Source organism: [Clostridium] symbiosum ATCC 14940 (assembly GCF_000466485.1).
GTDB lineage: Bacteria > Bacillota > Clostridia > Lachnospirales > Lachnospiraceae > Otoolea > Otoolea symbiosa.
This window is the reverse complement of the sequence record NZ_KE992807.1, coordinates 20,452-39,542: the sequence shown is the minus strand read 5'-3', so window position 1 is coordinate 39,542 and position 19,091 is coordinate 20,452. Positions and strand designations below refer to the sequence as shown.

Genomic DNA, 19,091 nt, shown 5'->3' with positions numbered 1-19,091 from the left:
ACAGCGAAAACACCTCGCGGAATACATCATGGCTCAACTGTTACAGTTTATAACATTTTAATATTTCGGTTCTTGATTTATAAGGAATGTCACACTATAATGGTATAGAATAGATACGCATATATCTATTTAGAATGGAGAACACATATGGATAACAATAACAACCAGAATAAGAATGGTAAGAATCCAAAGGGCGGACAGAATTACATGGTTCTTATCATTACTATGATTTTTACATTGCTCTGCGTCAGCGCCATGCATAACCTGTGGCAGCAGAGCAGGACGCAGCTTGTGCCCTACAGCGAGTTCAACCAGATGTTAAAGGATGGGGAAGTCGATTCGGTAGTGGTCAGCAGCAACAAGATTGAGATTACTCCGAAGAAGGATTCCAAGAAATATACCGGAAGCCAGAGTAAATACGGCGGACTTATCGGAATCGAGTACTATACGATCCCGATGTATGACCCGGATCTCCAGACCAAGCTGGATGCTGCCGGGGTCACACAGTATGAGCAGGCCCAGGTAGATGCCACGGCCAGCATTATCGTACTGATTTTGGAATGGGTGCTGCCAATCGGACTGATGGTTCTTCTTCTGAACTTCATGATGAGGCGTATGGGCGGCGGCAACGGGATTATGGGTGTCGGTAAGAGCAATGCCAAGGTGTATGTCCAGAAAGAGACGGGCGTTACATTTAAGGATGTGGCAGGTGAGGATGAGGCAAAGGAATCCCTTACTGAGATTGTTGATTTCCTCCATAACCCCGGTAAATATACGAAAATCGGAGCGAAGCTTCCCAAGGGAGCCCTTCTTGTAGGCCCTCCGGGAACGGGTAAGACGCTCCTTGCAAAAGCTGTGGCCGGTGAAGCCAAGGTTCCGTTCTACTCCTTATCCGGTTCGGATTTTGTGGAGATGTTCGTCGGCGTGGGAGCCTCCCGTGTACGTGATCTGTTCAAGCAGGCGCAGCAGTCGGCACCTTGTATCATATTCATCGATGAGGTTGATGCGATTGGTAAGAGCCGTGATTCCCGTATGGGCGGCAACGATGAGAGGGAGCAGACGCTGAACCAGCTTCTTTCCGAGATGGATGGTTTTGACTCTTCAAAAGGTCTTCTCGTTATGGCGGCGACCAACAGACCGGAGATCCTGGATCCGGCCCTTCTCCGTCCGGGCCGTTTCGACAGGCGGGTTATAGTGGATAAGCCTGATTTAAAGGGCAGGATCAATATCCTGAAGGTACATTCTAAAGATGTAAAATTAGATGAATCGGTTAATTTTGAGGAGATTGCCCTGGCGACTTCCGGCGCAGTGGGCGCTGATCTGGCTAACATGATGAATGAGGCTGCCATTACGGCTGTCAAACATGGACGTCATGCCGTTGCCCAGAGTGACTTGTTTGAGGCTGTGGAACTGGTACTGGTCGGCAAGGAGAAGAAGGACAGGATTCTCAGTAAGGAAGAGCGCCGTATTGTATCTTACCACGAGGTGGGCCACGCACTTGTAAGCGCACTGCAGAAGGATGCGGAGCCGGTGCAGAAGATCACGATTGTGCCCAGAACGATGGGCGCCCTCGGATATGTCATGCATGTACCGGAGGAGGAGAAGTATCTCAATACGGAGAAAGAAATCCGCGCCATGCTTGTCGGATACCTGGCAGGACGTGCGGCTGAAGAGATTGTTTTTGATACGGTTACAACAGGCGCAGCCAACGATATTGAGCAGGCTACCAGAATTGCCAGGGCGATGATAACCCAGTACGGTATGTCGAAGAAATTTGGATTGATGGGTCTTGAGACAAAGGAGAACCAGTACTTAAGCGGCCGTACCGTCTTAAACTGCAGTGATGTCACGGCAGCCGAGATTGATCAGGAAGTTATGATTATCCTGAAAGATTCCTATGAAGAGGCAAAGCGGCTTCTTATGGAAAACAGGGATGCTCTTGACAAGATTGCCGATTTCCTGATTGAAAAAGAGACGATTACCGGCAAAGAATTTATGAAGATTTTCCGCAAGGTTAAGGGACTTCCTGAACCGGAAGAAAAACCGGCGCAGGAAGACCAGGAGGTGCAGAGCGTCCAGGCGGAGAAAGACGTGCCGGAAGAGCCTGCAAAGCCATCCGTCCATACGGTAGCTGATTTGGCTGAGATACCGGAAGCCGGACCGTCCGTATTGGAAGCTGATTCCGGGGATGACGGCAGGAATGAAATTTAATTATTATTTACAATCGCGCTCTACCGGTCAAACGCCGGTAGAGGCTGAAGAAAGAGGCCGTACAGCGACGGATGTATTTCCGTCCGCTGCTGCGGCCTCTTGTTGAATGGATTAATCTTAATGATACAGTCTGTTATGCTCGTAAACCGGCTCGGATGTCAGGCCGACGCCCAGCTTTTTAAATGTCTTGATATCCACCTCAGACAACATGACGGAGGTGTGGACCTGGCAGTGTTTCAGCTTTGGAAGCTGCTCCAGGGCGATTTGAGCATTTTTATCGGTAGCGGCACACATGGAAAGTGCAATCAGAACCTCGTCGGTGTGCAGCCGAGGATTTTTGCTTCCGAGATAATCAACCTTCAGCTTCTGGATTGGTTCGATAGCGGTGGGCGATATCAGATGCGTGCCGTGGGGGATATTGCCTAAAGCTTTTACCGCATTCAGCAGCAGAGCGGCGGAAGCACCCAGCAGATTGGAGGTTTTACCGGTTTCAATCGAGCCGTCGGGCAGTTCGATTGCGGCGGCAGGGCCGCATTCTCTCGCGGCTTCAGCCAGGGCCGCCGGAACGGTTCTGCGCATTTCAGTGGAAATTTTGGCCTGCTTCATCAAAAGCTCTATCTTGTAAACCTCATCCTTGCTTCCCTCTTCTTTGGCTACGCGGTTCAGCGCCTGGTAATAGCGGCGGATGATTTCCTGCTTGGATGCTTCGCAGCAGGCTTCGTCATCAAAGATACATTTGCCGGCCATATTGACACCCATGTCCGTAGGGGATTTGTACGGGTTTTCTCCGAAAATCCCTTCGAAAATGGCGCATAATACAGGGAAAATTTCGATATCCCGGTTATAGTTGACAGTGGTCACCCCATAAGCTTCCAAATGGAAGGGGTCAATCATATTAACGTCGTTCAAATCTGCGGTGGCAGCCTCGTAAGCCAGGTTAACCGGGTGTTTGAGCGGGATATTCCAGATAGGAAACGTCTCAAATTTGGCATAGCCGGCTTTCACGCCGCGTTTATTCTCGTGATAAAGCTGAGACAGGCAGGCAGCCATCTTACCGCTTCCGGGACCGGGGGCGGTCACGATAACAAGGGGCTTTGAAGTTTCGATAAAATCATTTTTTCCGTATCCGTCGTCACTGACAATCAGGGGAACATTGCCCGGATAACCGTCAATCGTATAGTGGCGGTAGACGCGGATATCCATATGCTCCAGCTTAGTCTTAAAGGTGTCGGCGCTGGCCTGGCCTGAATAGTGGGTAATTACAACGCTGCCCACATAAAGGCCCTTGTCCGTAAAAGCCTGAATAAGGCGGAGAACATCCACATCATAAGTAATGCCGAGGTCAGAACGTATTTTATTCTTCTCAATATCAGCGGCGCTGATGGCGATCACAATCTCGGCCTGGTCGGCCAGCTGCAGCAGCATGCGGAGTTTACTGTCGGGCGCAAAGCCGGGCAGAACCCTGGAAGCGTGAAAATCATCAAAGAGTTTTCCGCCAAATTCCAGATAAAGCTTATCTCCGAACTGATTAATACGTTCCCGGATGTGATCCGACTGCATCTTCAGATATTTGTCATTGTCAAAACCTAACTTCATAACGTCCCATCCTTATCTATTAGTAATATTTTAAAATACAAACCCATCCTATTATCCTACAAAAACTCTGATTTGAGTAGGGGGAAAATGAAAAAAATTAAAAAAGAATGAAAAACGCCGGTAAAACATGTGAAAACACCTCGCGGAATACATCATGGCTGAACTGTTACTGAAAACTATCAAAAAAATTAGTTAGGACTGGAAAAGATAGGGGGCGGGGTGGTATAATGTCATTTAATCAAGCAGGTGAGGACGCTGCCGGTACGGCCGGACAAAGTCTGCGGATGCCGCCTAAATCCATCGCTGATTAATGCCGCCTAAATCCATCGCTGATTGGCGAGGTCTTTTCGAGCTTAGCAGCGCGATGCATTTCACAGAGCAGGAGTGTGTTCCGCAGACTTTAGCTTCGCCCGCAGCCCCAAACCACGGCAATATTCCCCCGGGACGAAAGACTCCGCCCCACTACACCGGACATTTCACAGAAAGAAGGTCGATCAAATGCGTTATTCAATCAAAATTCAAACTCCAGCAGGCCCTCTTCTCCTAATTGAAGAAAACAAGGCTTTAACAGAAATATCCTTCGCAGATAAAGATACCAGAACCTTCCAGGCCGGCCGTCAGGCCGAAACGACAGAGCAGGAAACACCGTTGCTGGCAGAGGCAAAGCGGCAGCTGGAAGAATATTTTGCCGGAAAACGCAGAGAGTTTAATATTCCGCTTTCCATGCGCGGTACTTCCTTTCAGAAAAAAGTATGGGAGCAGCTTCTCACGATCCCATATGGTGAAACTGTGACCTACGGAGAGATAGCGGCAAGAATCGGCAATCCGAGAGCAGGGCGCGCCGTGGGAATGGCGAACCACCATAATCCAATCGCCATAATTGTTCCATGCCACCGGGTGATCGGGGCGGACGGACGTCTGACCGGATATGGCGGCGGACTGCCGATTAAACAGAGCCTTCTTGAATTAGAAAAGAAATATAGGGGAACCATGTGATGAAGAAGTGGCTGGTATTAACCATTTGTGCATGCCTTTTAACCGGATGCACCAGATATAATCCAATCGATATAACGGACAGCGCCCTGGAGAATGCCTCACCATCCGAGCCGGGCAGCGCGGATACAACGGGCAGCGCGGATACAACGGACGGCACCGGAGCGGATGACGGCGCCGGCACATCGGATTCGGATGAGGCGGAGGAGCCGGTCCTTCAGATCACGGACGACGACCGGACGAACCGGCGGGAACCTGTAAAAGTAAAAGGCATCTACGTTTCCGCTTATGTAGCCGGAAATGAAACGATGATGGATAATATCATAAAAGAGATTGACGCAACAGAGCTTAATGCAGTGGTCATAGACTTCAAAAATGACGACGGCCGGATCACCGCTCCCATAGACTCGGAACTTTTCAATGAAATAGGAGCCTGCAAAGCCTATATCCCTGATATGAAGGCGCTGACGGATAAATTAAAAGAACATGATATTTATGCAATCGCCCGCATTGTGGCTTTTAAAGATCCGTATCTGGCGGAAAAGAAGCCGGAATGGAGCCTGAAAAAGGCAGACGGTTCTATTTACCGGGATAAAAAAGGGCTTGCCTGGGTAAACCCATACAGACAGGAAGTATGGGATTACCTGGTGGAAGCCGGCACACAGGCGGCTGAGGCCGGATTCGACGAGATACAGTTCGACTATATCCGTTTTGCCACCGATTCGACAATGCGGCAGGTGGTATTTGACGAGGAGGAGACAAAAGGCCGGTCAAAAACAGATATTATTGCAGAATTCACTCAATATGCCTATGACAGCCTCACCCCTCTCGGCGTGTTCGTTTCGGCTGACGTGTTCGGCGCGATTATCGGGAGCGAGGAAGATGCCGGGGCGGTAGGGCAGATTTATGGAGAGATGGCGCAGAGCCTGGACTATATTTGTCCTATGATTTATCCTTCCCATTACGGCGACGGAAATTTCGGGCTTGATCACCCGGATTTGCATCCCTATGAGACAATACTCGGGGCATTGCAGAAATCGGAAGAGGAGCTTTCCGCTTATCCGGAGGAGGAGCGCCAGGCGGTGGTCCGTCCCTGGCTCCAGGATTTCACGGCCACTTATCTGAAGCATCATATTAAATATGGAAATGACGAGATTCGTGAGCAGATCCAGGCGGTATATGATGCGGGTTACGAAGAATGGATACTGTGGAATGCATCAAACAACTATCATTACGGAGGACTTGAACAATGAATGCAGTTCCGAAACCAGGAGAATTTTACAGACACTTTAAAAATAGAATGTATCAGATCATAGCAGTGGCAACCCACTCTGAGACAGGAGAAAAAATGGTGGTATACCAGGCGCTTTACGGCAGTTTCAGCGTCTGGGTCCGCCCGCTTTCCATGTTCATGGAAGAGGTGGATCATGAAAAATATCCCGATGCCGGGCAAAAATACAGATTTGAGCCGGTAAACCCCGGACAGACGGCCAGGGAACCGGTGCCAGCCGGAGAAAAAGCAGAGGCCATAGTCCTGGGGGAAGATGATGAGTTTGACATTATACTGCTTGATTCTGAGGAAGAGGATGAACCGCCCGCAGAGGCCGCAGTCAGCCCGCTCCTGCTGGAATTTCTGGATACGGAATCCTTTGAGGAGAGAATGGCAATACTGCAGAGAATGAAGGGAAAAGCCGGACAGCGCGAGGTGGACAGCCTCTGCCTCTGTCTGGATGTGAAACCGTCGGAGGGGACGATAGAAGAACAGCTTGAAGATATAAAACAATGCCTGAGGATGCAGCAGAGATATGATGCGTCCAGACTGCGCCGGAGATAAAGATATGTTTAATATTGAAGAAGAACTGAAGAAACTTCCGGCTCAGCCGGGAGTTTATATCATGCATGATGCTAAGGATGAAATCATCTATGTGGGCAAGGCAATCAGCCTGAAAAACCGGGTCCGCCAGTATTTTCAGAGCAGCCGCAACAAGACCGCAAAGATAGAACAGATGGTGTCAAGGATTGCCAGATTCGAATATATCGTGACGGATTCGGAGCTGGAGGCCCTTGTCCTGGAGTGTAATCTGATTAAAGAACACCGGCCGCGTTACAATACAATGCTGAAGGATGATAAGACATATCCGTATATCAAAGTAACCGTGTCGGAGGAATATCCCAGAATTCTGTTCTCGCGTATGATGAAAAAGGATAAGAATAAATATTTCGGACCATTTACCAGTGCCGGGGCGGTGAAGGACACAATAGAGCTGATACACAAGATATACCATATCAGAACCTGCACGAGAAAGCTTCCTCAGGATATCGGCAAAGACAGGCCGTGCCTCTATTACCATATCCACCAGTGTGACGCTCCCTGTCAGGGCTATGTATCAAAGGAGGAATATCAGCAGTCCGTGAAGCAGGCCCTGGATTTTCTGGGCGGCAGATATGAGCCTGTCATGAAATACCTCGAAGACAGGATGACGGCGGCTTCCGAAGAGATGGAATTTGAAAAAGCGATTGAATACAGGGAGCTTCTTGGCAGTGTCCGCAAGGTGGCCCAGAAACAGAAGATAACCAGCCAGAGCATAGACGACAGGGATATTATCGCCATGGCCAAGGATGACGGGGATGCCGTTGTACAGGTGTTCTTTGTCAGGGATGGACGTCTGATAGGCAGGGAACATTTCCATATGTCCATATCCTCCGCCGAGGAGGACGGACAGATACTGAACAGCTTTGTAAAGCAGTTTTATGCCGGGACGCCGTTTATCCCCCATGAGATCTGGGTGCAGGAGGAACTTGAAGATGCTGAGGTTATCGTCAGCTTCCTGACAGCCAGAAGGGGACAGAAGGTAAAAATAGTTGTTCCCAAGAAGGGAAGTAAGGAGCAGCTTGTAGAGCTGGCCGAGAAGAATGCCCGGATGGTGCTTTCCCAGGACAAGGAAAAGATTAAAAGGGAAGAGCTTCGCACGATTGGCGCTATGAATCAGGTGGGAGAATGGATCGGTCTTAAGGGCGTAAAAAGAATCGAGGCCTATGATATCTCCAATATCAGCGGCTTCGAATCAGTCGGTTCCATGATTGTTTATGAGGACGGCAGGCCAAAGAGGAATGATTACAGGAAGTTCCGCATAAAAACTGTTAAGGGCCCAAATGATTATGCATCTATGCGGGAAGTGCTGACCCGCCGTTTCTCCCATGGACTTACGGAGGCGGAGCAGCTGAAGGCGGAAGGAACCGATGCGGCATTCGGAAGCTTTACAAGATTTCCGGATCTGATCATGATGGATGGCGGCAGGGGACAGGTTAACATTGCCCTGGAGGTGCTTAAGAGCCTTCAGATTGAGATTCCCGTCTGCGGTATGGTAAAAGATGACAACCACAGAACGCGCGGTCTTTATTATAATAATGTGGAGATTCCCATTGATCACCATTCGGAAGGATTCCGTCTGATTACAAGAGTGCAGGATGAGGCGCACCGTTTTGCCATAGAATATCACAGGAGCCTGCGCAGCAAAGAGCAGGTGCGTTCTGTCCTGGATGATATTAAGGGAATCGGGCCGGCCAGAAGAAAAGCTCTGATGCGTCACTTTAAGACGATAGAGGCTGTCAGGGATGCCGGGATCGAGGAACTCGCCGGAGCGCCTCAGATGAACCGGAATGCGGCCGAGGCCGTCTACCGATTCTTTCATGGGGAAGAGATGACAACCAGTTAAAGTTATGATAGGATAAAGACAGTTACTGTACACGATACGGCAGTGAATGAAGATACTGAACCGTTATATTATAATTAACACCGCAGAGAAGGAGAAGAAGGACCATGTATGGAGTTACGATAACGGAACTGATAGAAAAGCTGGGGCTTCGGAATATGACCATGGAGCTGGATACCGACGCGATTGTGCTGGTGCATCCGGATGTAAATCGTCCGGCACTGCAGCTGACCGGATTTTTTGATCATTTTGACAAGGACCGCGTGCAGATTATCGGATATGTGGAGCAGGCATATCTCGATAAATTGACGCCGGAGCGAAGACATGAGGTGTATGACGCCCTGATTTCCAGCCAGATTCCCTGTCTTCTCTTCAGCCGGGGAATGAAGCCGGCGGAGGATGTGCTGGAGCTTTGCAACCATTACGGGGTTCCCTGCATGGTGTCTGAGAAGACGACTTCCGATCTGATGGCGGAAGTGATCCGCTGGCTCAATGTGAAGCTTGCTCCGATGATCAGTATTCACGGTGTCCTGGTGGACGTGTTTGGAGAGGGTGTCCTGATTATGGGAGAGAGCGGGATTGGAAAGAGCGAGGCCGCTCTGGAACTGATTAAAAGGGGCCACCGCCTTGTCAGCGACGATGTGGTTGAGATCCGCCGTGTCAGTGATGAGACGATTATTGGTTCCGCGCCGGATATCACCAGGCATTTTATTGAACTTCGCGGCATAGGTATCATTGATGTAAAGACTCTGTTTGGTGTTGAGAGCGTAAAAGATACGCAGGCGATTGACATGGTGATTAAGCTGGAGGAGTGGGATCGAGAGAAAGAATATGACAGACTGGGAATGGAAGATCAGTATACGGAATTTCTCGGCAATAAGGTGGTCTGCCATTCTATCCCGATCCGCCCGGGCAGAAATCTTGCCATTATCGTTGAGTCGGCGGCTGTGAACTACAGACAGAAAAAGATGGGGTATAATGCGGCACGGGAGCTTTACAACCGCGTGCAGGCCAACCTTGCGAGAAAAGATTAAAGAGTTTGGCAAAGATTAATAAACAGGCAGGACAGAATATGAGTGGATTTTTTGAAAAACTGTGTCTGGCAGCAGGAAACGGCCAGGTAATGAGAGATGAGATGATGAACCGGCATACCACGTTTCGCGTGGGCGGCCCGGCGTCTTATTTTGTATCACCGGACGGCGATGAAGCGCTGAAAAAAGTGCTTCTCCTCTGCCGGGAGGAACAGATGCCCTATTATATACTCGGCAACGGAAGCAATCTTCTGGTCAGCGACAAAGGCTATGGCGGCGTTATGATTCTGATGGGGGAGGGATTCGCGCAGATCCGGGAGGATGTATCCGGCGAACTGGCGGCCGGGGCCGGAGCCCTTCTATCCAGAATCGCCAGAGAGGCGCAGGAGCATTCCCTGACAGGCTTTGAATTTGCGGCAGGGATTCCGGGCACGCTGGGCGGAGCGGTTGTCATGAATGCGGGGGCCTATGACGGAGAGATGAAAAATGTTCTGAAGACTGTGAGAGTGATGGATAAGAACGGCCGGATCCTGGAGCTGTCCGCCAATGAGCTGGAGCTGGGATACCGCCGAAGCTGCATCCAGGAAAAAGAATACATAGTCCTCTCCGCTGTGATTTCTCTGAAACAGGGAGACAAAGAGGCGATTCAGACAAAGATGGCTGAACTGGCCGGGAAAAGGCGGGATAAACAGCCTTTGGAATATCCCAGCGCGGGAAGCACGTTCAAACGGCCGGCCGGATATTTTGCCGGTAAACTGATAGAGGATGCAGGCCTTCGCGGCTACCGTGAAGGAGGCGCGCAGGTTTCAGAGAAGCACTGCGGTTTTGTCATTAACAGCGGCGGGGCGACGGCGGAGGACATCCGTTCACTGTGCCGCTCCGTGCAAAAAAAGGTGAAAGAGACATCTGGAGTGGACCTGGAGACGGAAGTACGTATGATTGGCTGGGATGAATAAGTACTCAGGAACAGCATGGAAAAGACAGAGGGATGACCGGAGGAAAAGAAAATGCGGCTTGTAATTGTGACCGGAATGTCGGGAGCAGGGAAGACTGCGGCTCTCAAGATGCTTGAAGATATGGGATTTTACTGTGTTGATAACCTTCCCATTCCGCTGGTGGGAAAGTTTGCGGAACTGGTGGAGAGCAGCAGCGGAGCTATAAAGAGCGGGGCATTGGGGATTGACGTGAGAAGCGGCGAGGAATTGTGCCAGCTTGAAAATACTCTGGGAGAGTGGGATCGGCTTAAATTTCCATATGAGATTCTGTTTCTGGATGCCAATGATGAAATTTTGATTAAACGATATAAGGAAACAAGGAGAAATCATCCTCTTGCCGGAACTCAGCGGCTGGATCGCGGCATTGCCAAAGAAAGGGAGAAACTGAAATTTTTAAAAAAACGGGCAGACTATATCCTGGACACGAGCAAGCTTTTGACAAGGGAACTGAGAGGGGAGCTTGAAAAAATCTTTCTGGACCATGAAAGATTTTCCAGCCTGTTCGTAACAGTGTTGAGCTTTGGATTTAAATACGGAATTCCGTCCGATGCGGATCTCGTCTTTGACGTCCGTTTTCTTCCGAACCCCTACTATGACGACAGCCTGCGTTACCATACAGGGAATGAGAGAGAGGTTCAGGACTTTGTGAAACAGGGAGGAACTGCCGATATTTTCCTGGGGAAGCTTTATGATATGATAGGCTTCCTTCTGCCATACTATGTGCAGGAGGGAAAGAACCAGCTTGTCATTGCCGTTGGCTGTACCGGAGGTAAACACCGTTCCGTTACCATTGCCAATATGCTGCATGAAAAGCTGAAAACTCACAGGGATATCGGACTTAAGATAGAGCACAGGGATATCGGAAAAGATAGTATAACGGCTCAGTAGACTTGTATGCAGGAAATAGAGGTGGAGAGATGTCATTTTCGTCCCGTGTGAAAGAAGAACTTTCCAGGCAGCTTAGCTCTGCCAGACATTGCCAGATAGCGGAGATTGCCGCCATCTTAAGTTTATGCGGCAGAATTCACATCGATGAAGAAGATCATTACAGTATCCGCATCCACACGGAAATTGTGGCGGTTGCGAGAAAATACTTTACATTATTGAAAAAAGCATTTAATATAGGAACTGATATTTCTATCCGGAGGAATGCATTCCTTAAGAAGAACAGAACTTATACGGTGGTGATACGCGGTCATGAGGACTCTGTCCGTGTTCTGGAGGCATGCAAGCTGTTGGATGAACACGGGGAGGTCTCAGAGAATTTTTCCATTGTGAAGAATCTGGTAGTCCAGAATCCGTGCTGCCGCAGGGCCTTTATCAGAGGCGCATTTCTGGCGGCGGGCTCCCTGAGCGATCCGGAGAAATTTTATCATTTTGAGATAGTCTGCGCTTCAGAGGAAAAGGCAAAACAACTGCAGGCTATGATAGCAACTTTTTCAATTGATGCGAAAATAGTTGTCAGGAAGAAGTATTTTGTGGTATATATAAAAGAAGGCAGTCAGATTGTGGAGATTCTTGGCGTGATGGAGGCGCATTTGTCCCTGATGGATCTGGAGAATATCAGGATCCTGAAGGAGATGAGAAACAGTGTCAACCGCCAGGTGAACTGCGAGACGGCAAACATTAACAAAACAGTTTCGGCTGCTGTAAAGCAGTTGGGGGATATTACTTACATCCGGGATACAGTTGGCCTTGACTATCTGCCGGAGACGCTGGCGGAGATTGCACAGGTCAGGCTGGACAGGCCGGACGCAACACTGAAAGAGCTTGGAGAGAGCCTGGATCCCCAGGTGGGTAAATCCGGAGTAAACCATCGGCTTAGAAAGATCAGTACGATCGCAGAAAACCTCAGAGCTCAGAAAGAGTAAAAAAAGGTAACAGCTCAGACAGGTCTGCGCACTCACTGCGCTGACCGTAAAAGTAAGAAAGCGATGGCGTAAGTTCTTTGAGAAGATGAGGAGGATATTATGAGAAGTAAGGAAGTTACAATTGGACTTGCATCAGGTCTGGAGGCGAGACCGGCCGCTATGCTGGTACAGGTAGCCAGCCAGTATAACTGCAGTATTTATCTGGAGAACGGAGACAAAAGTGTCAATGCCAAAAGTATTATGGGAATGATGACGCTTCAGCTGCGGGAAGGCGAGGAGGTGCTCGTTAAGGCTGACGGGGCTGACGAGGAAGAGGCGCTGGAAGGCATTGAGAACTATTTAAAGAGCAATTAATTTTACATCACAGGCTGCTGCAGGGAAACTATTGCAGCGGCCTTTTAAAATTGGTGAAAAGTAAGAATATTTTTCATCCTGCGAAAGGAGAACAGGGAGTGGCATTTACTCATCTGCATGTGCATACGGAATACAGTCTGCTGGACGCGTCCAGTAAGATTAAGGAATTGACGGCCAGAGCGAAAGAGCTGGGTATGGACAGCCTGGCAATCACCGACCATGGAGTAATGTATGGAGTGATTGATTTTTACCGGGCGGCAAAGGAAGCCGGAATCAAGCCTATCATCGGCTGCGAGATTTATGTGGCGCCGGGATCGCGGTTTGACCGGGAGAACGTGAACGGGGAAGACCGGTATTATCATTTAATCCTGCTGGCGGAAAATAATGTGGGATACCAGAACCTGATGAAGATTGTATCCAAAGGGTTTGTCGAAGGCTTTTATTATAAGCCGAGGGTGGATTTTGAAGTGCTCCGGGAGTACAGTGAGGGAATCATCTCCCTGAGCGCCTGCCTGGGAGGCGAGGTGCAGCGTTATCTCACCAGAGGGATGTATGAGGAGGCCTGCAAATCGGCCCTCCGCTATCAGGAAATTTTCGGAGAGGGGAATTTTTTCCTGGAGCTTCAGGACCACGGAATACCGGCGCAGAAGACGGTAAACCAGGGACTGCTGCGCATGAGCCAGGAGCTGGGCATCCCGCTTACGGCGACCAACGACTGCCATTATATTTATAAAGAAGACGTCGAGTCCCATGATATCCTGCTCTGCATCCAGACAGGCAAGAAGGTGGCGGATGAGAACAGGATGCGGTATGAGGGGGGCCAGTTTTATCTGAAGTCGGAGGAAGAGATGAGGGAAATTTTCCCATACGCCGCCGATGCCCTGGATAATACCCATAAAATAGCGGAGCGCTGCAATGTGGATATTGAATTCGGCGTCACAAAGCTGCCTCAGTTCGACGTGCCGGAGGGGTATACCTCGTGGGAATATCTGAGAAAGCTCTGCTTTGACGGTTTTAATAAGCATTATCCTGACGATGACGGAACGCTGAAAGAGAGGCTGGAATACGAGCTGGGTGTTATTCAGTCCATGGGATACGTGGACTATTTCCTGATCGTATGGGATTTTATCCATTTTGCAAAATCCCATGATATTATGGTGGGGCCGGGACGCGGTTCCGCAGCAGGCAGTATTGTGGCCTACAGCCTGGGGATCACCGATATCGATCCCATCCGTTACCAGCTGCTCTTTGAGCGTTTCCTGAATCCGGAGAGGGTGTCGATGCCTGATATTGATATCGACTTCTGCTTTGAGCGCAGACAGGAGGTTATCGATTATGTCGTGAGCAAATACGGAAAAGACAGGGTGGTTCAGATTGTGACCTTCGGTACGCTGGCCGCTAAGGGCGTGGTCCGTGACGTAGGCCGTGTTCTGGACATGCCTTATGCAAAATGTGATTCGATTGCGAAGATGATTCCGGGAGATTTGGGAATGACACTCGACAAGGCCCTGAAGGCCAGCCCGGATCTGCGGAACGCCTATCAGGAGGATGACGAAGTCAAGTATCTGATAGACATGAGCCGGAGACTGGAGGGCCTGCCGCGCCATACGTCTATGCATGCCGCCGGAGTCGTCATCAGTAAGGCGTCGGTAGATGAGTATGTACCGCTGTCAAGAGCGGCCGACGGTTCCATTACGACCCAGTTTACCATGACGACGCTGGAGGAACTGGGGCTTCTTAAAATGGATTTCCTGGGCCTCCGTACCCTGACGGTAATCCAGAATGCGGTACGTCTGGCCGAAAAAACCTGCAAAAAGACAATCGACCTTTATAATATCGATTATAATGATAAGAACGTGCTGGATGCCATCGGAACGGGAAAGAACGACGGTGTGTTCCAGCTTGAAAGCTCGGGGATGAAGAGCTTTATGAAGGAGTTAAAGCCCGAGAACCTTGAGGATATCATAGCCGGTATTTCCCTGTACCGTCCGGGTCCGATGGACTTTATTCCCCGGTATCTCAAAGGGAAAAACGACAAGAAATCCATAACTTACGAGTGCCCGCAGCTTGAACCCATCCTGTCTCCGACCTATGGCTGTATCGTTTATCAGGAGCAGGTTATGCAGATAGTAAGGGATTTGGCGGGATATACCCTGGGACGGAGTGATCTGGTGCGCCGCGCCATGTCAAAGAAAAAAGGTTCGGTTATGGAAAAGGAGCGCCAGAACTTCGTTTACGGCAACGGGGAAGAGGGCGTAAAAGGATGTATTGCCAACGGGATTGACGAAAAGACGGCAAACCATATTTACGATGAGATGATAGACTTTGCCAAATACGCGTTTAACAAATCCCATGCCGCTGCCTATGCGGTTGTCTCCTACCAGACTGCTTATTTGAAATATTATTATCCCGTTGAATTTATGGCGGCGCTGATGACTTCGGTCAAGGACAATGTGACGAAGGTGTCTGAGTATATCATGGCCTGCCGGCAGATGGGAATGAAGATAGTTCCTCCCGATATTAACGAGGGGGAAGGCGGCTTTTCTGTCTCAGGCGGTTCCATCCGCTACGGCCTTTCCGCAATCAAGAGCATCGGCCAGTCCGTTGTGGAGGAGATAGTGAAGGAGCGCCGGGAACGGGGAGAATTTAAAACCCTGGAAGATTTCGTGGACCGGATGAGCAGCAAAGAGGTAAATAAGAGAACGCTGGAGAGTTTTATCAAGTCCGGGGCCATGGATTCGCTTCCGGGAACGAGAAAACAGAAATTCCTGGTATCCGCGCAGCTTCTTGATCAGAAGAACAAAGAAAAGAAGAATTCCATGGAAGGGCAGATGACGATGTTTGATTTCGTGGCCGAGGAAGAAAAAGAGAACTTCCAGGTGACGTTTCCAAACGTCGGGGAATATACAAAGGACGAGCTTCTCTACTTTGAAAAGGAGATGCTGGGCGTATACATCAGCGGCCATCCGATGGAGGCCTATATCGGCTTATGGGAAAAGAATGTAACTGCCAGGACGTCGGATTTCATAGTGGACGAAGAGACAGGCGAAGCGCAAGTCAGGGACGGCGCTATTGTCACCATCGGCGGTATGCTTACGGCGAAGACAGTTAAGACTACCCGGACCAATAAAATGATGGCGTTTGTGACAATCGAGGATCTGTACGGCAGTGTGGAGGTTCTGGTTTTCCCCAGGGATTATGAGAAAAGGCGGGATCTCCTGGAGCAGGATGCCAAAGTATTCATAACAGGGAAAGCGTCTATCGGCGACGACCCCGTAGGAAAGCTAATCTGTGAGCAGGTAATCCCATTTGAGGCCGTTCCCAGGGAATTATGGCTTCAATATCCGGATAAGGAGGCCTATTTCTCCCGGGAGCAGGAGCTTTTGGATCTGCTCAGGGGCTACGAAGGAAACGATCAGGTGATTATCTACCTGGGAAAAGAAAAGGCAAAAAAAGTGCTTCCAAGAAACTGGAACGTGGAGGCAAAGGAAGAGCTTCTGGATGCTCTCAGGGGAAAACTGGGGGAAAAGAATGTGAAGGTGCTGGAGAAGACAATTGATAAGGTAGGACGGAGAGGGTAGAGAATCAAGGATGGAGGATGCGTCCGGGATGAAAGCCTTCTGCCGGGGCGTCTCGCCTTCTCCGCGTCTCCTCTAGTTAAAAAAATATCATAAACCCCTTGAAAAGATGAAAAAAATGCATTAGAATAAGATGAATTGAGGTAATTGTCAGGGTTCAGAACAGTTACGGATTAAGGAATAACCAGTATTTGTTGATAGATATGGCGAGACGGAGGAATATACTATGACAAAAGAGGTAAAGACGATCGGTGTTTTAACCAGCGGCGGCGATGCGCCGGGAATGAATGCGAGTATCCGGGCTGTCGTAAGGACGGCAATCAACAAGGGGATGAAGGTAAAGGGCATTATGAGGGGATATGCCGGTTTACTTCAGGAAGAGATTGTTGATATGGACGGTACAAGCGTTGCCGATACCATCGGACGCGGCGGCACGATTCTTTACACGGCACGATGTCCCGAATTCACTACGGTTGAAGGCCAGAAAAAGGGAGCTGAGATTTGTAAGAAACACGGTATTGACGGTCTGGTGGTCATCGGAGGAGACGGTTCTTACCGCGGTGCGGGCAAGCTTTCTGCTCTCGGTGTAAACACGGTCGGACTCCCCGGAACCATCGATCTTGATATTGCCTGTACCGATTATACCATCGGTTTTGACACGGCTATCAATACGGCGATGGAGGCCATAGATAAGGTAAGAGATACATCCACATCCCATGAACGGTGCAGTATCATTGAGGTTATGGGACGCCATGCGGGCTATATTGCGCTTTGGTGCGGTATTGCCAACGGCGCGGAGGACATTCTTCTGCCGGAACGGTATGACGGCAACGAACAGATGCTGATTAACAGGATTATAGAGAACAGGAAGCGGGGCAAGAAGCACCACATCATTATTAATGCCGAAGGAATCGGCCATTCCGCTTCCATGGCCAGAAGAATCGAAGCGGCGACCGGGCTGGAGACAAGGGCAACCATACTGGGCTACATGCAGAGAGGCGGCGCTCCCACCTGTAAAGACAGGGTATATGCCTCCATCATGGGTTCAAAAGCGGTGGAACTGCTGGCCGAAGGAAAGACAAACCGGGTGGTAGCGTATAAGCACGGAGAATTTGTTGACTTTGATATTCAGGAAGCGCTTAATATGACAAAGGATATTCCGGAGGATCAGTACGAAATCAGCAAGCTTCTGGTAAGATAGAAGGATTGCAGGCCGGGAAAAGACAAAAAGATTGATAGGTATATGAAAAAGGCATACTGTCCGGAGGGCAGAATGCCTTTTGATGTGTAACGGATGGAGGATAAGATGGAGAATGCGGCAGGTGGTAAGCATGAGGAGAATATCGTTCTCTGCGGCGCCAATTCCTATGTGGAAAAATATTATTTTAACGAGCAGTTTGCCGGACTACCGGAGGGGATCAAGGAGGAACTCCATATTATGTGCGTACTCTTTACGGAAGATGTGGGAGGCGCCATGATGCTGGAATTTGCTCCGGACGGAACGCTGGAGTTCCGGATTGAGGCTGAAGAGACGGACTATCTCTTTGATGAGATTGGCAGCGGGCTTAAGGTAAAGCAGTATCAGAGGGAAAAGCGGGAGCTGCTGGAATCTCTGGAGTTATATTACAAAGTATTTATCCTCGGGATACCGGCGGAACAATTGCTGGAAGAGCGGGAGGAAGACGGAGAAGAACAGAGCAGATGAAGTTACGAATAGGAAATGTAGAACTGGAGAACAACGTTACACTGGCCCCCATGGCCGGAGTGACGGATCTCCCCTTCCGGCTGCTGTGCAGGGAGCAGGGCTGCGGCCTGATGTGTACGGAGATGGTCAGCGCCAAGGCACTTCTTTATAATAACAGGAATACGAAACCAATCCTGGCGGTAAGGGAAGAAGAGCGTCCGGTAGCCGTACAGCTTTTCGGTTCGGATCCCGATATCATGAGCGATATGGCGCTCCGGCTGGAAGAAGGTCCTTATGATATCATTGATGTCAATATGGGCTGTCCGGTCCCGAAGATTGTAAACAATGGCGAAGGCTCGGCTCTGATGAAAAATCCGGAGCTGGCCGAGGCAATCCTGACCTCGATGGTTAAAAAGCTTCATAAACCGGTAACCGTAAAATTCAGAAAGGGATTCGATGATTCCTGTGTCAATGCGGTGGAGTTTGCCAGGATGGCGGAGAGCTGCGGCGTCTCTGCGGTGGCGGTTCACGGGAGGACCAGGGAACAGTACTATTCCGGAAAAGCGGACTGGGACATTATCCGGCAGGTGAAGGAAGCGGTTAAAATCCCGGTTATCGGGAACGGCGACATTTTTACGCCGCAGGATGCCAAGCGGATGATCGACCTGACGGGCTGTGACGGTGTCATGGTGGCCAGAGGCGCCAAAGGCAATCCGTGGCTGTTTGGGCGTATCAACCATTATCTCGATACCGGAATTCTTTTGCCTCCCCCGGACAGGGAAGAGCTAAAAGCGACAATTATCCGCCACGGCAGACTGCAGACGGAATTCAAGGGCGAACACATTGCGATGCGTGAAATGCGGGGGCATGTGGCCTGGTATACGGCCGGTTACCCCAATTCATCTTCCCTTAGAAATGACATCAACAAGGTTGCTTCGATGGAGGAATTGATTACCCTGATTGAGGAACGCTTATAACGAAAAAACCCTTGTAAATAAACGGAAAACGCAGGTTCCGATTCTTGACAAGGGGAACTTTATCAGTTATAATAGTGCGATGCAATAT

General features: G+C 49.7%; 15 protein-coding genes. 14 read left to right on the top strand and 1 reads right to left on the bottom strand.

The window, feature by feature from the left end:
- The first annotated feature begins 147 nt into the window (after positions 1-147).
- The gene (gene ftsH / locus CLOSYM_RS02380; protein WP_021640795.1) at positions 148-2,211 is read left to right on the top strand and encodes an ATP-dependent zinc metalloprotease FtsH; all 2,064 of its coding nucleotides are present in this window, start codon (positions 148-150) and stop codon (positions 2,209-2,211) included.
- 117 nt (positions 2,212-2,328) lie between these two features.
- On the opposite strand, the gene CLOSYM_RS02375 is transcribed toward ftsH, so the two are convergent.
- Complete coding sequence (locus CLOSYM_RS02375) at positions 2,329-3,807, bottom strand: DUF1846 domain-containing protein (RefSeq protein ID WP_003501879.1); 1,479 nt, start codon at positions 3,805-3,807, stop codon at positions 2,329-2,331.
- A 498-nt stretch (positions 3,808-4,305) separates the two neighbouring features.
- Here CLOSYM_RS02375 and CLOSYM_RS02370 point away from each other — a divergent pair, with 498 nt between their 5' ends.
- The 13 genes from CLOSYM_RS02370 (at position 4,306) to dusB (ending at position 19,003) form a co-directional block, all read left to right on the top strand.
- Positions 4,306-4,803, top strand: a complete 498-nt coding sequence (locus CLOSYM_RS02370; protein WP_021640794.1) for a methylated-DNA--[protein]-cysteine S-methyltransferase — start codon at positions 4,306-4,308, stop codon at positions 4,801-4,803.
- Entirely contained in the window at positions 4,803-6,053 is a 1,251-nt protein-coding gene (locus CLOSYM_RS02365; protein WP_021640793.1) for a putative glycoside hydrolase, read from the top strand. The genes CLOSYM_RS02370 and CLOSYM_RS02365 overlap by 1 nt, the downstream gene beginning before the upstream one ends.
- Positions 6,050-6,634: a DUF1653 domain-containing protein gene (locus tag CLOSYM_RS02360; RefSeq protein WP_003501884.1), complete on the top strand. Its 585-nt coding sequence runs from the start codon at positions 6,050-6,052 to the stop codon at positions 6,632-6,634. Before CLOSYM_RS02365 ends, CLOSYM_RS02360 begins: the two co-directional genes overlap by 4 nt.
- A 4-nt stretch (positions 6,635-6,638) precedes the next feature.
- Positions 6,639-8,516 (top strand): excinuclease ABC subunit UvrC, encoded by a 1,878-nt coding sequence (gene uvrC / locus CLOSYM_RS02355; RefSeq protein ID WP_003501885.1) that lies wholly within the window; start codon positions 6,639-6,641, stop codon positions 8,514-8,516.
- Between the two features lie 104 nt (positions 8,517-8,620).
- Positions 8,621-9,547, top strand: coding sequence for an HPr(Ser) kinase/phosphatase (hprK, locus tag CLOSYM_RS02350; protein ID WP_003501888.1), 927 nt, complete (start codon positions 8,621-8,623; stop codon positions 9,545-9,547).
- A gap of 38 nt (positions 9,548-9,585) precedes the next feature.
- The gene (murB, locus tag CLOSYM_RS02345; RefSeq protein ID WP_009295794.1) at positions 9,586-10,500 is read left to right on the top strand and encodes a UDP-N-acetylmuramate dehydrogenase; all 915 of its coding nucleotides are present in this window, start codon (positions 9,586-9,588) and stop codon (positions 10,498-10,500) included.
- 51 nt (positions 10,501-10,551) lie between these two features.
- Complete coding sequence (gene rapZ, locus CLOSYM_RS02340) at positions 10,552-11,427, top strand: RNase adapter RapZ (RefSeq protein WP_003508736.1); 876 nt, start codon at positions 10,552-10,554, stop codon at positions 11,425-11,427.
- 29 nt (positions 11,428-11,456) lie between these two features.
- Positions 11,457-12,410, top strand: coding sequence for a DNA-binding protein WhiA (gene whiA, locus CLOSYM_RS02335; protein ID WP_021640791.1), 954 nt, complete (start codon positions 11,457-11,459; stop codon positions 12,408-12,410).
- Positions 12,411-12,509: 99 nt separating this feature from the next.
- Positions 12,510-12,764, top strand: coding sequence for an HPr family phosphocarrier protein (locus CLOSYM_RS02330; protein WP_003501896.1), 255 nt, complete (start codon positions 12,510-12,512; stop codon positions 12,762-12,764).
- A gap of 98 nt (positions 12,765-12,862) precedes the next feature.
- A complete protein-coding gene (locus tag CLOSYM_RS02325) occupies positions 12,863-16,345 on the top strand; it encodes a DNA polymerase III subunit alpha (protein ID WP_009295795.1) in 3,483 nt (1,160 codons plus the stop codon).
- Positions 16,346-16,568: 223 nt separating this feature from the next.
- Entirely contained in the window at positions 16,569-17,543 is a 975-nt protein-coding gene (gene pfkA / locus CLOSYM_RS02320) for a 6-phosphofructokinase (RefSeq protein ID WP_003501899.1), read from the top strand.
- Positions 17,544-17,648: 105 nt separating this feature from the next.
- Positions 17,649-18,047, top strand: coding sequence for a DUF6145 family protein (locus CLOSYM_RS02315; protein WP_003508740.1), 399 nt, complete (start codon positions 17,649-17,651; stop codon positions 18,045-18,047).
- The gene (dusB, locus tag CLOSYM_RS02310; protein ID WP_021640788.1) at positions 18,044-19,003 is read left to right on the top strand and encodes a tRNA dihydrouridine synthase DusB; all 960 of its coding nucleotides are present in this window, start codon (positions 18,044-18,046) and stop codon (positions 19,001-19,003) included. The genes CLOSYM_RS02315 and dusB overlap by 4 nt, the downstream gene beginning before the upstream one ends.
- The last annotated feature ends 88 nt before the right edge of the window (positions 19,004-19,091 follow it).

Excerpts from the sequence above, each read along its gene's own strand:
- ftsH (WP_021640795.1), top strand. The coding sequence starts at position 148 with ATGGATAACAATAACAACCAGAATAAGAATGGTAAGAATCCAAAGGGC.
- CLOSYM_RS02375 (WP_003501879.1), bottom strand. The coding sequence starts at position 3,807 with ATGAAGTTAGGTTTTGACAATGACAAATATCTGAAGATGCAGTCGGAT.
- CLOSYM_RS02370 (WP_021640794.1), top strand. The coding sequence starts at position 4,306 with ATGCGTTATTCAATCAAAATTCAAACTCCAGCAGGCCCTCTTCTCCTA.
- CLOSYM_RS02365 (WP_021640793.1), top strand. The coding sequence starts at position 4,803 with ATGAAGAAGTGGCTGGTATTAACCATTTGTGCATGCCTTTTAACCGGA.
- CLOSYM_RS02360 (WP_003501884.1), top strand. The coding sequence starts at position 6,050 with ATGAATGCAGTTCCGAAACCAGGAGAATTTTACAGACACTTTAAAAAT.
- uvrC (WP_003501885.1), top strand. The coding sequence starts at position 6,639 with ATGTTTAATATTGAAGAAGAACTGAAGAAACTTCCGGCTCAGCCGGGA.
- hprK (WP_003501888.1), top strand. The coding sequence starts at position 8,621 with ATGTATGGAGTTACGATAACGGAACTGATAGAAAAGCTGGGGCTTCGG.
- murB (WP_009295794.1), top strand. The coding sequence starts at position 9,586 with ATGAGTGGATTTTTTGAAAAACTGTGTCTGGCAGCAGGAAACGGCCAG.
- rapZ (WP_003508736.1), top strand. The coding sequence starts at position 10,552 with ATGCGGCTTGTAATTGTGACCGGAATGTCGGGAGCAGGGAAGACTGCG.
- whiA (WP_021640791.1), top strand. The coding sequence starts at position 11,457 with ATGTCATTTTCGTCCCGTGTGAAAGAAGAACTTTCCAGGCAGCTTAGC.
- CLOSYM_RS02330 (WP_003501896.1), top strand. The coding sequence starts at position 12,510 with ATGAGAAGTAAGGAAGTTACAATTGGACTTGCATCAGGTCTGGAGGCG.
- pfkA (WP_003501899.1), top strand. The coding sequence starts at position 16,569 with ATGACAAAAGAGGTAAAGACGATCGGTGTTTTAACCAGCGGCGGCGAT.
- CLOSYM_RS02315 (WP_003508740.1), top strand. The coding sequence starts at position 17,649 with ATGGAGAATGCGGCAGGTGGTAAGCATGAGGAGAATATCGTTCTCTGC.
- dusB (WP_021640788.1), top strand. The coding sequence starts at position 18,044 with ATGAAGTTACGAATAGGAAATGTAGAACTGGAGAACAACGTTACACTG.